The sequence below is a fragment of the Pseudomonas sp. genome, from assembly GCF_030698175.1.
In the GTDB taxonomy this organism is placed as follows: domain Bacteria; phylum Pseudomonadota; class Gammaproteobacteria; order Pseudomonadales; family Pseudomonadaceae; genus Aquipseudomonas.
In genome coordinates, this window is the sequence record NZ_JAUYNT010000017.1 from 99,298 (window position 1) to 111,030 (window position 11,733).

Annotated in this window: 10 protein-coding genes and 1 other RNA gene; all 11 read left to right on the plus strand. The window is 60.6% G+C overall.

Annotated elements, in window-relative coordinates:
* The first annotated feature begins 32 nt into the window (after positions 1–32).
* The 11 genes from rnpB (at position 33) to murG (ending at position 11,715) form a co-directional block, all read left to right on the plus strand.
* Positions 33–390, plus strand: an RNA gene (gene rnpB / locus Q8R10_RS08285) — RNase P RNA component class A.
* A gap of 307 nt (positions 391–697) precedes the next feature.
* Positions 698–1,153 carry a division/cell wall cluster transcriptional repressor MraZ gene (gene mraZ / locus Q8R10_RS08290; RefSeq protein WP_305652758.1) on the plus strand — a complete coding sequence of 152 codons (456 nt, stop codon included), beginning with the start codon at positions 698–700 and terminating at the stop codon, positions 1,151–1,153.
* 2 nt (positions 1,154–1,155) lie between these two features.
* Positions 1,156–2,097 carry a 16S rRNA (cytosine(1402)-N(4))-methyltransferase RsmH gene (gene rsmH / locus Q8R10_RS08295; RefSeq protein WP_305652972.1) on the plus strand — a complete coding sequence of 314 codons (942 nt, stop codon included), beginning with the start codon at positions 1,156–1,158 and terminating at the stop codon, positions 2,095–2,097.
* The gene (gene ftsL, locus Q8R10_RS08300; protein ID WP_305652760.1) at positions 2,094–2,387 is read left to right on the plus strand and encodes a cell division protein FtsL; all 294 of its coding nucleotides are present in this window, start codon (positions 2,094–2,096) and stop codon (positions 2,385–2,387) included. Before rsmH ends, ftsL begins: the two co-directional genes overlap by 4 nt.
* 40 nt (positions 2,388–2,427) lie before the next feature.
* Positions 2,428–4,161, plus strand: coding sequence for a penicillin-binding protein 2 (locus Q8R10_RS08305; protein WP_305652762.1), 1,734 nt, complete (start codon positions 2,428–2,430; stop codon positions 4,159–4,161).
* The gene (locus tag Q8R10_RS08310; RefSeq protein WP_305652764.1) at positions 4,161–5,624 is read left to right on the plus strand and encodes a UDP-N-acetylmuramoyl-L-alanyl-D-glutamate--2,6-diaminopimelate ligase; all 1,464 of its coding nucleotides are present in this window, start codon (positions 4,161–4,163) and stop codon (positions 5,622–5,624) included. The genes Q8R10_RS08305 and Q8R10_RS08310 overlap by 1 nt, the downstream gene beginning before the upstream one ends.
* Positions 5,617–6,996: a UDP-N-acetylmuramoyl-tripeptide--D-alanyl-D-alanine ligase gene (gene murF, locus Q8R10_RS08315; RefSeq protein ID WP_305652766.1), complete on the plus strand. Its 1,380-nt coding sequence runs from the start codon at positions 5,617–5,619 to the stop codon at positions 6,994–6,996. The genes Q8R10_RS08310 and murF overlap by 8 nt, the downstream gene beginning before the upstream one ends.
* A complete protein-coding gene (mraY, locus tag Q8R10_RS08320) occupies positions 6,996–8,078 on the plus strand; it encodes a phospho-N-acetylmuramoyl-pentapeptide-transferase (protein ID WP_305652768.1) in 1,083 nt (360 codons plus the stop codon). Before murF ends, mraY begins: the two co-directional genes overlap by 1 nt.
* Positions 8,079–8,094: 16 nt before the next feature.
* A complete protein-coding gene (murD, locus tag Q8R10_RS08325) occupies positions 8,095–9,441 on the plus strand; it encodes a UDP-N-acetylmuramoyl-L-alanine--D-glutamate ligase (protein WP_305652770.1) in 1,347 nt (448 codons plus the stop codon).
* Positions 9,441–10,655 carry a putative lipid II flippase FtsW gene (gene ftsW / locus Q8R10_RS08330; RefSeq protein ID WP_305652771.1) on the plus strand — a complete coding sequence of 405 codons (1,215 nt, stop codon included), beginning with the start codon at positions 9,441–9,443 and terminating at the stop codon, positions 10,653–10,655. Before murD ends, ftsW begins: the two co-directional genes overlap by 1 nt.
* On the plus strand, positions 10,645–11,715 hold the full coding sequence (murG, locus tag Q8R10_RS08335) for an undecaprenyldiphospho-muramoylpentapeptide beta-N-acetylglucosaminyltransferase (protein WP_305652773.1): 1,071 nt from the start codon (positions 10,645–10,647) through the stop codon (positions 11,713–11,715). Before ftsW ends, murG begins: the two co-directional genes overlap by 11 nt.
* Positions 11,716–11,733: the final 18 nt, after the last annotated feature.

Sequence of the window (11,733 nt, forward strand, 5' to 3'; positions counted from 1 at the left end):
TTGACGGCTTCAGTCGCTAACCTTGGCGGCGGAGAGTCGATTGGACAGTCGCTGCCTCTTGCTGTTTACAGCAAGGGGGGGAGGAAAGTCCGGGCTCCATAGGGCAGAGCGCCAGGTAACGCCTGGGAGGCGTGAGCCTACGGAAAGTGCCACAGAAAATAACCGCCTAAGCGCTTCGGCGCCGGTAAGGGTGAAAAGGTGCGGTAAGAGCGCACCGCGCGACTGGTAACAGTTCGTGGCTAGGCAAACCCCGCTCGGAGCAAGACCAAATAGGGTTCCATTGGCGTGGCCCGCGCTGGAACCGGGTAGGTTGCTAAAGGCGTGCAGTGATGTACGTCGTAGACGAATGACTGTCCTCGACAGAACCCGGCTTACAGATCGACTCTCCACCTTTTACTTCATCCGCTTGTGTGCATATCCCGCCGTTCTAAGACCAAAAAAATCTTACTCTTAACAAAGCACTTTAAGTTCGGAGCGCAGCCTTCTGTATTGGCTCGCTTTCGTCTTGATATTGCTGCGCTTTTCTCGCGTTTTATCCGCGCTTTTGTTGGCTAAATCACCGATTTCTAAGGCTTTTCCTACGCTCGTGCGCCTTGACGCTGGGGGGCTGCATTCCTATAGTGTGCTCAAGTGGTAAAAAGTGGCGTGAAGTGGGTTTTTTGGCAGGGAAAGCAACTAATAATGGGGGAATGCAGCAGTGTTTCGTGGAGCTAACGCTATCAGTCTCGACGCCAAAGGGCGCCTCGCGATGCCGAGTCGGTATCGTGACGAGCTGGTTTTGCGTTGCGCCGGTCAGCTGATTGTGACCATCGATGCTGTTGACTCCTGCCTGAGTGTCTATCCGTTGCCCGAGTGGGAGCTGATTGAAGCCAAGTTGCGCGAACTGCCCTCCTTTCGTGAAGAAAACCGCCGCCTGCAGCGTTTGTTGATTGGCAATGCCGTTGACCTGGAGCTCGACAGCGCCGGGCGTTTCCTGGTGCCGCCGCGTTTGCGCGAATACGCCGGGCTCGACAAGCGCGCGATGCTGGTCGGCCAGCTGAATAAATTCCAACTGTGGAACGAAGACGCCTGGAATACCTTGGCGGACGCGGATCTGGCGGCCATTAAACAACCCGGTGCTATGCCGGCCGAATTGCGTGATTTGATCCTGTGACTATGACTTCTGGCTTGGCCCACATAACCGTACTGCTGGATGAGGCCGTTACGGCTCTCGCAGTGCGCAGCGACGGCTGCTATCTGGACGGTACTTTCGGGCGTGGCGGCCATAGTCGGCTGATTTTGCAGCAGTTGGGCGAGGGTGGCCGGTTGCTGGGTTTTGATAAAGATCCGTTGGCGATTGCTACTGGGCAAACACTGGCGGCCGAAGATGGCCGCTTTGTCATTGTGCAGCGCAGTTTTGCCGAGCTGGGTGATGAGCTGGCGGTGCGCGGTCTGGCCGGCAAGGTCAGCGGTGTGCTGCTCGATTTGGGCGTGTCTTCGCCGCAGCTGGATGACCCCGAGCGCGGCTTCAGCTTTATGCATGACGGTCCGCTGGACATGCGTATGGACCCCAGTCGTGGCGTCAGTGCCGCCGCCTGGATCGCCAGCGCCCCCGAGGAAGAAATCGCCCGGGCATTTAAAGAATATGGCGAGGAACGTTTTGCCAAGCGCATGGCGCGGGCGGTGGTGTTGCGCCGCGTCGAGCAGCCGTTTGAGCGCACTGCGGATCTGGCCAATGTCTTGACCGTGGCCAATCCGGCCTGGGAAAAAGGCAAAAACCCGGCAACCCGTGCGTTCCAGGGCTTGCGCATTCAAATTAACAACGAGTTGGGCGACCTCGAGCGTGGTCTGGATGCGGCCATGGATGCGCTGGAGATTGGCGGCCGCTTGGCGGTGATCAGCTTTCACTCGCTGGAAGACCGCATCGTTAAACAGTTTATGCGTCGCCATGTGAAGGGCGAGGCGGACAACTTGCCGCGCGATCTGCCCGTGCGGGTGGTGCCCTTTGATCCGCGCTTGAAGTTGCTCGGCAAGCCACAGTTTGCCTCCGATGCCGAAGTTAAGGCCAACCCGCGCTCGCGCAGTGCGGTATTGCGTGTGGCGGAGAAGCTGCGTTGAGTCGCCTTTACGGCAAACCTTTGCCAACCGGCAGCTTTGCCATGCTGTTGTTGTTTGTGGCCGTGCTGGTGTCGGCGGTCGGCGTGTCCTACACCGCTCACTGGAATCGTCAGCTGCTTAATGGCCTGTATGCCGAATTGAGCGTGCGCGACAAAGCCCAGGCCGAATGGGGCCGGCTGATCCTCGAGCAAAGCACCTGGACGGCCCATAACCGCATCGAGACGCTAGCCACCGAACAGCTGAAAATGCTTATTCCAGATGCGGCGCAAGTGCGGATGGTCGCGCCATGATGCAGCTTTCTGATGCCGCGCAAGTGCGGATGGTTACGCCATGATGCAGCTCGAAGGCGCGCTCTATCCGTGGCGCTTTCGGCTGGTGCTGGCCTTGCTGGCGCTGATGACCGCCGCGATTGTCTGGCGGATTATCGACCTGCAAGTGGTCGATCATGACTTTCTGCAAGGTCAGGGCGATGCCCGCAGCATGCGGCACATTCCTATTCCGGCGCACCGTGGGCTGATTACCGATCGTAATGGCGAGCCGCTGGCGGTCAGCACTCCGGTCACCACGTTGTGGGCCAACGGTAAAGAACTGCAAGCCGGCCGGGCACAATGGCCGACGTTGGCGGTCGCCTTGGGCCAGGAACCGAAAGCCTTCGCCCAGCGTCTTGAGCAAAACGCCGGGCGTGAGTTTATGTACCTGGTGCGCGGCTTAACCCCCGAGCAAGGCCAGGCGATAATTGACCTTAAAGTGCCGGGTGTTTACGCCATCGAAGAGTTTCGGCGTTTTTATCCCGCCGGTGAGGTGACCGCCCACGTGGTCGGCTTTACCGATGTCGATGACAAGGGCCGTGAAGGCGTCGAGCTGGCGTTTGAAGAGTGGCTGGCCGGCGTGCCGGGCAAACGGCAGGTGTTAAAGGACCGCCGTGGTCGCTTGATTAAAGACGTGCAAGTCACCCAGAACGCCAAAGCCGGCCAGGCTTTGGCGTTGTCGATCGACCTGCGTCTGCAATATCTGGCGCACCGTGAACTGCGCAATGCCCTGGCCGAGTTTGGTGCCAAGGCCGGCAGTTTGGTAATGCTCGACGTGCAAAGCGGTGAAGTCTTGGCGATGGTCAATCACCCCACCTATAACCCGAATAATCGGCGTAATCGCCAGCCCGCGGCGCTGCGTAATCGCGCCATGATCGATGTGTTTGAGCCCGGCTCAACCGTTAAACCCTTCTCCATGAGCGCGGCCTTGCAAAGTGGTCGCTGGAAGCCGGAAGACCGGGTGGATGTTTCCGGGGGCACCTTGCAAATCGGCAAGTACACCATTCGTGATGTCTCCAGAACCGGCGGGAATCTCAATCTGACGGAAATTCTGATTAAGTCCAGCAACATCGGGATCAGCAAGATCGCCTTCGATATTGGCGCCGAGTCGATCTACGCCGTGATGCAACAAGTGGGCTTGGGCCAGGACACCGGCCTGGGCTTCCCCGGTGAGCGCGTCGGCAATCTGCCCAACCATCGCATCTGGCCGAAAGCCGAAACCGCCACCCTGGCCTATGGCTATGGCCTGTCGGTCACCGCCATTCAGCTGGCCCATGCCTATGCCACGTTGGCCAACGATGGCCGCAGTGTGCCGCTGACCATGACCCGTGCCGATGGCGCTCGGGATGCCGGCACCCAAGTGATTCCGCAGGATATCGCGAAAACCTTGCAAGGCATGTTGCAGCAAGTTGTAGAGGCGCCCGGTGGGGTGTTCCGCGCCCAGGTGCCGGCGTATCACGTCGCCGGCAAAAGCGGCACGGCGCGTAAAAACGCCGCCGGCACCAAGGGTTATACCGAGAATGCTTACCGCTCATTGTTTGCCGGTTTTGCGCCGGTCAATAACCCGCGCATTGCCTTGTTGGTGGTCATTGATGAGCCCAGCACCGGGGCTTATTACGGCGGCCTGATTTCGGCGCCGGTGTTTGGCAAGGTCATGGCCGGCGCGTTGCGGCTGATGAATATTGCCCCAGACAACCTGCCCCCTACGTTGCCACAGGCTGTGGTACCACTCGATAGCAAAGGAGGGCGAATTTAATGCCTATGCCACTCAACCAACTGCTGCCAGAAGCCGGCAGCTCGGTACTGATTCGTGAATTGACCCTGGACAGCCGCAAGGTATTACCCGGGGATTTGTTTTTAGCCGTGCCGGGCACCGCCCAAGATGGCCGTCTGCATATCGCCGATGCGATTGCCCGAGGCGCCGCAGCCGTGGCCTATGAGGCCGAAGGCGCGCCGCTGATGCGCGACAGCGCCGCCGCTTTGATCGCCATGAAAGGCTTAGCCGGTCAGCTGTCGGCCATCGCCGGGCGTTTTTACGGCGAGCCGAGCCGCGCCTTGCGCTTGATCGGCGTAACCGGCACCAACGGCAAAACCAGTGTCAGCCAGTTGCTGGCGCAGGCCCTGGATTTGCTCGGTGAGCGTTGCGGCATAGTCGGCACCCTGGGCAGTGGCTTTCACAATGAGCTGGTGCAGGGGCAGCACACCACCCCCGATCCGATTGGCGTGCAAGCGGTGTTGGCCAACCTCAAGCAGGCCGGCGCCAAGGCCGTGGCGATGGAAGTGTCTTCCCACGGTCTGGATCAGGGCCGGGTCGCCGCCTTGGCTTTTTCGGTAGCGGTGTTTACCAATTTGTCGCGCGATCACCTCGATTATCACGGCAGCATGGCCGCCTATGGCGCGGTAAAAGCCGCGCTGTTTGCAAGGCCTGGTCTGCGTTGCCGGGTGTTGAATGTGGATGACGATTTTGGCCGCGAGCTGGCCGCGCTGCCGAGCGAATCGCGACTGATCAGCTACAGCCTGGACGACTCGACGGCCTATCTGTACTGCCGCAGCGCCGACTTTGACGACAATGGCGTACGTGCCGACATAGTCACGCCGCAAGGCGAAGGCCGCCTGTGCAGCGCGCTGCTGGGCCGTTTCAATCTGAGTAACTTGCTTGCGGTGGTCGGTGCCTTGTTGGCGCTGGATTACCCGCTGGATGAAATTCTTGGCGTGATGCCCCAGTTGCAAGGTCCGCTCGGCCGCATGCAGCGCCTTGGCGGCGGCACGCAACCCTTGGTGGTGGTCGATTACGCCCACACCCCGGATGCTCTGGATAAAGTTCTTGAGGCGCTACGCCAGCATGCCGATGGTCAGTTGCTCTGCCTGTTTGGCTGTGGCGGTGACCGCGACCGTGGCAAGCGCGCGTTGATGGCCGCTGTGGCTGAGCAGCGGGCCGACCGGGTGTTGGTCACCGATGACAATCCGCGCACCGAAGCCCCTGAGCAAATCTTCGCCGACATTCGCAGCGGTTTTACCGATGCCGGCAAGGTCAGCTTGCAGCACGGTCGCGGCGCAGCTATCGCCCAGTTGATCGCCAGTGCCCAAGTCGGTGACGTGGTGCTGCTGGCCGGCAAGGGCCATGAGGATTATCAGGAAATTAACGGCGTGCGCCAGCCCTTCTCCGATTTGCACGAAGCCGAGCAGGCTTTGCTCGCCTGGAGCGTCGCCCATGCTTAAACCCTTGCAGCTCAGTGAATTGCTGCAGCCGCTGCATGCCCGTTTGCTGGGCGCGGATGCAACTTTTAATGAGGTGTCTATCGATAGCCGCAGCGTGGCTGCCGGGCAGTTATTTGTCGCGTTAAGTGGGCCAAACTTCGATGGCCATAACTACCTGGCCGAGGTTGCCTGTAAAGGCGCAGTCGCGGCCCTGGTTGAACGCGAAGTGGTCGGGGTGGACCTGCCGCAACTGCTGGTGGCCGATACACGGGTAGCCTTGGGGCGGCTCGGCGGGCTTAATCGTCAGGCTTACCTAGGCCCGCTGGCCGCAGTCACCGGCTCCAGCGGCAAGACCACGGTCAAAGAGTTGCTGGCCAGCATTCTGCGCGTCGCGGGTCCGGTTTTGGCCACGCGCGGCAACCTGAATAATGACCTCGGTGCGCCGCTGACGCTGCTCGAATTGTCGGCCGAACACAGCGCCGCCGTGATCGAGTTGGGCGCCTCGCGCGAGGGTGAAATCGGCTACACCGTCAGCCTGACTCAGCCCCAGGTGGCGATCATCACCAACGCCGGCACCGCCCATGTGGGTGAGTTCGGCGGGCCGGAGAAAATCGTGCTGGCCAAGGGCGAGATCCTCGAAGGGTTGCCGGCCGACGGCACGGCGATTCTCAATCTTGATGACCCAGCTTTCGCCATCTGGCAGCGGCGCGCCCGCGGTCGCCAGGTGCTGAGTTTTGCGCTGAACAATCCAGCCGCCGATTTCTTTGCGGTTGATCTGTGCGTCGATGCGCGTGGTTGCCCGGCCTTTAACCTGCAGTGCGCCGCCGGCAGTGCGCGGGTGCAACTGAATCTTCTCGGCCAGCACAACGTCAGTAATGCCTTGGCGGCGGCGGCTGCTGCGCATGCCTTGGGCGTCTCGCTTGGGCAAATTGTGCAGGGCCTGCAAACGTTACAACCGGTCAAGGGTCGTACCGTGGCGCAAGTGTTGGCCAGTGGTGTGCGGCTGATCGATGACAGTTACAACGCCAACCCAGCCTCGATCAATGCCGCCACCGATCTGCTCAGTGGCTTCAGCGGCCGGCGTATTTTGGTGTTGGGCGACATGGGCGAGTTGGGCGACTGGGCCGAGCAAGGTCATCGTGACGTGGGTGCCTATGCCGCTGGCAAGGTCGACGCGCTGTACGCCGTTGGCCCGCAGATGGCCCATGCCGTGGCGGCCTTTGGCGCCGGCGCCCAGCACTTTGCCGAGCAAGCCAGTTTGATCGCCGCACTGGCGAGCGAGCAGGGCGCTAATACCAGCATTTTAATCAAGGGTTCGCGCAGCGCGGCGATGGAAAACATCGTCGCGGCGCTGGTTGCAACATCGTCCGGCCAGATTTGGGAGAGTCACTAATGCTGCTGCTGCTCGCGGAGTATCTGCAACAGTTCTACAAGGGCTTCGGAGTCTTTCAGTACCTGACGCTGCGCGGCATTTTGGGCGTGCTCACCGCACTGACGCTGTCGCTGTGGCTGGGGCCGTGGATGATTCGCACCCTGCAGAACCGCCAGATCGGCCAGTCGGTGCGCAATGATGGTCCGCAGTCGCACCTGTCCAAATCCGGCACGCCCACCATGGGCGGCGCGCTGATTCTCTCGGCCATCACCATCAGCACCCTGCTCTGGGCCGACCTGACTAACCGCTACGTGTGGGTGGTGCTGATTGTCACCCTGCTGTTCGGCGGCATCGGCTGGGTCGATGACTATCGCAAGGTGATCGAGAAAAACTCCAAAGGTCTGCCAAGCCGCTGGAAGTATTTCTGGCAATCGGTGTTTGGCCTGGGCGCCGCGGTGTTCTTGTTTGTCAGCGCCCAGAGCCCAGTGGAAACCACTCTGATAGTGCCGATGTTTAAAAGCATCAGCATCCCGCTGGGTATCGGCTTCGTGGTGCTCAGCTACTTCGTCATAGTCGGCACCAGCAACGCGGTCAACCTCACCGATGGTCTGGATGGCCTGGCGATCATGCCCACCGTGATGGTTGGCGGCGCGCTGGGAATCTTTTGCTACCTGTCGGGCAACGTCAAATTTGCCGAATACCTGTTTATTCCCTATGTGCCGGGCTGCGGCGAGTTGATCGTGTTCTGCGCCGCCATGGTCGGTGCCGGGCTGGGTTTCTTGTGGTTCAACACCTATCCGGCGCAAGTGTTTATGGGCGACGTCGGCGCGCTGGCGCTGGGTGCGGCGCTGGGCACCATCGCCGTGATCGTTCGGCAAGAAATCGTGCTGTTCATCATGGGCGGCGTGTTTGTGATGGAAACCCTGTCGGTGGTGATTCAGGTCGCCTCCTTCAAGCTGACCGGCAAGCGGGTGTTTCGCATGGCACCTATTCATCACCACTTCGAACTTAAAGGTTGGCCCGAGCCGCGCGTGATAGTGCGCTTCTGGATCATCACCGTGATTTTGGTGCTGATCGGCCTAGCCACCTTGAAACTGCGTTAAAGGTACCGAGAAGATCATGAGCCTGATTGCTTCAGATCAATTTCGCATCGTTGTCGGCCTCGGCAAGAGCGGCTTGTCGCTGGTGCGCTTTTTAGCGCGCCAGGGCTTGCCCTTTGCGGTGGTCGATAGCCGCGCCAATCCACCGGAGTTGGCGACGCTGCGCGAGCAATTCCCGCAGGTGGAAGTGCGTTGTGGCGAGCTGGATGTGGAGTTTCTCTGCCGCGCCTGCGAGTTGCTGGTCAGCCCTGGTATGGCGCTCGCCACACCGGCGCTGCAGCAAGCGGCGGCGCGCGGGGTGAAGATGTCCGGCGATATCGAGTTGTTCGCCCGTTACGCCAAGGCACCGATCATTGCCATCACCGGCTCCAACGCCAAGAGCACCGTGACCACCTTGGTCGGCGACATGGCGTTGGCGGCCGGCAAGCGCGTGGCGGTCGGCGGCAATCTGGGCACCCCGGCGCTGGAATTGTTGGCCGATGAAGTTGAGCTGTACGTGCTGGAGTTGTCGAGCTTTCAGCTGGAGACCACCGAGCAATTAAACGCTGCCGTGGCCACGGTGCTGAACGTCAGCGAAGACCATATGGATCGCTACAGCGGCTTGCCGGCCTATCACCAGGCCAAGCACCGGATCTTTCGCGGCGCCAAGCATGTGGTGATCAATCGCCAGGATGCGCTGTCGCGGCCACTGTTGAATGAAGGCGTGAGCTGCTCGACTTTCGGTTTGAACAAGCCCGACTTTAAGACTTTTGGTTTGCTGGTCGAGGATGGCGAGAAGTACCTGGCCTATCAATTCGACAAGCTTATGAACGTGCGCGAATTGAAAATGCGTGGCGCCCATAACCAGGCTAACGCCTTGGCGGCCCTGGCTTTGGGCCATGCGGCTGGCCTGCCGTTCGAGCCGATGCTGGCGGCTCTGCGGGAATTCACCGGTCTTGAGCATCGCTGCCAGTGGCTGCGTGAATTGCGCGGGGTTAACTATTACGACGACTCGAAAGCCACCAACGTCGGCGCGGCACTGGCGGCCATCGAAGGTTTAGGCGCCGACATAGACGGCAAATTGCTGTTGGTCGCCGGTGGCGATGGCAAGGGTGCGGACTTCTCGGCCTTGCGCGGCCCGGTGGCGGCACATTGTCGCGCGGTGATCTTGTTGGGTCGCGATGCCGAGTTACTGGCCAGCGCCCTTGGCGACAGCGTGCCACTGCTGCGGGTTAAAACTCTGGAGGAGGCGGTGCTGCGCGCCGCTGAGTTGGCGCAAGCCGGCGATGCCGTGCTGCTGTCGCCGGCCTGTGCCAGCCTGGATATGTTTAAAAACTACGAGCAGCGCGGTCAGTTATTTGCCGCTGCCGTGCAGGGGCTGAACTGATGTTGGCTAGGTTGCTCAGCCTGCCCTCGCCCTTGCATGGCGGGCGCGGTATCGACGTCGATTTCCCGATGCTGGCCGGCTGCTTGGGCTTGCTGGGCTTGGGCCTGGTGATGATTACCTCGGCCTCCTCGGAAGTGGCCGCGGCGTTGTCGGGCAACACCCTCTATCACATGATCCGCCACCTGTTTTATCTGGTCATCGGTCTGACTGCTGGCCTGCTGACCATGCTGGTGCCCATGAGCATGTGGCAGCGCAACGGCGCCCGCCTGTTGATTGCGGCCTTTGTGCTGCTGGTGTTGGTGTTGATTCCGGGCATTGGCCGTGAGGTTAACGGTGCCTCGCGCTGGATTGGCTTTGGCATCTTCAACGTGCAGCCATCGGAGCTGGCCAAGTTATTTACGGTGATTTTCCTGGCCGGCTTCCTGGTGCGTCGGCAAAACGAGGTGCGTGAAACCCTGATGGGTTTTATCAAGCTGATGATGGTGATCGGCCCGATGGCCGCCCTGTTACTGGCCGAACCGGACTTTGGCGCCACTGTAGTGTTGGTCGGTGCCTCGATTGCCATGCTGTTTCTCGCCGGGGTGAACCTGCTGCGCTTTATCCCATTGGTCGCCGTGGTATTGGCCGCCGGTGTGGCGGTGATGACCAATCAGTCCTATCGGATGCAGCGGCTGACTAACTTTATCGACCCCTGGGCCGACCAATACGGCGCCGGTTATCAATTGAGCCAGGCGTTAATCGCCTTCGGTCGTGGCGAATGGCTGGGGGTTGGTTTGGGCAACAGTATTCAGAAGCAGTTTTACCTGCCTGAAGCGCATACCGATTTTGTGTTCAGCGTGCTGGCCGAAGAGCTGGGCCTGGTGGGCTCCTTGCTGACCGTGGCGCTCTTTGTGTTTGTCAGCGTGCGGGCGATGTACATCGGTCTGTGGGCCGAGAAGGCCAAGCAGTTTTTCGCCGCTTACGTGGCTTACGGCTTGGCGATCATGTGGATTGGTCAGATTCTGATCAATATTGGCGTGAACGCCGGCTTGCTGCCGACCAAGGGGCTGACCTTGCCGTTTCTCAGCTACGGCGGCAGCTCCCTGGTGATCTGCTGCGTGATGCTGGGCTTGCTGCTGCGCATCGAATGGGAGAGTCGCACTCAGTTGGACAGCGCCGAAGTCGAGTTTCAAGAGTCGGACTTTGCCGACGAGGAGCTTAACCATGGCCGCTAATGTACTGATTATGGCTGGCGGCACCGGTGGTCATGTATTCCCGGCGCTGGCCTGTGCCCGCGAGTTTCAGGCGCGCGGTTACTCCGTGCATTGGCTGGGCACCCCACGCGGGATCGAGAACGAACTGGTGCCCGCGGCCGGCTTACCGCTGCACCTGATCAATGTCGCAGGTTTGCGCGGCAAAGGCGTTTTGTCCCTGCTCAAGGCGCCGTTCGGGCTGCTCAAGGCCTTGTTGCAAGCGCGCAAATTGATCCGTGAATTGCAGCCGGTGTGTGTGCTTGGCATGGGCGGCTATGTCACCGGCCCCGGTGGGCTGGCGGCCAGGCTGGCCGGTGTGCCGCTGATTATCCATGAGCAAAATGCCGTGGCCGGCACGGCCAATCGCAGCCTGGCGCCTTTTGCTCAGCGCATTTGCGAAGCCTTCCCGAATACTTTTTCCAGTACGGCCAAGTTGCGCACCACCGGCAACCCGGTGCGCGAAGAACTGTTTCTGGAAACCCCACGCAAGCCGCTGAAAAACCGTCAGGCCCATCTGCTGGTGCTGGGTGGCAGCTTGGGCGCCGAACCCTTGAATAAATTATTGCCGGCCGCCTTGGCGCTGGTGGATGCACAGGTGCGGCCGCAGGTGTTTCACCAGTGTGGCAAACAGCACGAACAACTGACCGCCGAGCGTTATAAAACCGCCGCAGTCGACGCCGAGGTGGCGCCCTTTATTCGTGACATGGCGCAGGCCTATGGCTGGGCCGATTTGGTGGTGTGCCGCGCCGGCGCCTTGACCATTAGCGAACTGGCCGCCGCGGGCTTGCCGGCGCTGCTGCTGCCATTACCGCACGCCATTGATGATCACCAAACACGTAATGCGGGCTATCTGGCCGACCAGGGCGCGGCCTTGCTGATGACGCAAGCCACCACCAGCGCCGCCGATTTGGCCGCGAGCTTGACCGAGGTTTTGATGCATATCGATCGACTGAACAAGATGGCGAGCACTGCGCGTCGCCTCGCCAAGCCCGATGCAACTCGCACCGTGGTGGATATTTGCCTGGAGGTGGCCCGTGGTTGAGAGTCAAAGAGCTTTCCC

What these genes read in the sequence shown, in the direction of transcription:
- rsmH (WP_305652972.1), top strand. Translation starts at nt 1,156, where the DNA reads ATGACTTCTGGCTTGGCCCACATAACCGTACTGCTGGATGAGGCCGTT.
- Q8R10_RS08305 (WP_305652762.1), top strand. Translation starts at nt 2,428, where the DNA reads ATGATGCAGCTCGAAGGCGCGCTCTATCCGTGGCGCTTTCGGCTGGTG.
- Q8R10_RS08310 (WP_305652764.1), top strand. Translation starts at nt 4,161, where the DNA reads ATGCCTATGCCACTCAACCAACTGCTGCCAGAAGCCGGCAGCTCGGTA.
- murF (WP_305652766.1), top strand. Translation starts at nt 5,617, where the DNA reads ATGCTTAAACCCTTGCAGCTCAGTGAATTGCTGCAGCCGCTGCATGCC.
- mraY (WP_305652768.1), top strand. Translation starts at nt 6,996, where the DNA reads ATGCTGCTGCTGCTCGCGGAGTATCTGCAACAGTTCTACAAGGGCTTC.
- murD (WP_305652770.1), top strand. Translation starts at nt 8,095, where the DNA reads ATGAGCCTGATTGCTTCAGATCAATTTCGCATCGTTGTCGGCCTCGGC.
- ftsW (WP_305652771.1), top strand. Translation starts at nt 9,441, where the DNA reads ATGTTGGCTAGGTTGCTCAGCCTGCCCTCGCCCTTGCATGGCGGGCGC.
- murG (WP_305652773.1), top strand. Translation starts at nt 10,645, where the DNA reads ATGGCCGCTAATGTACTGATTATGGCTGGCGGCACCGGTGGTCATGTA.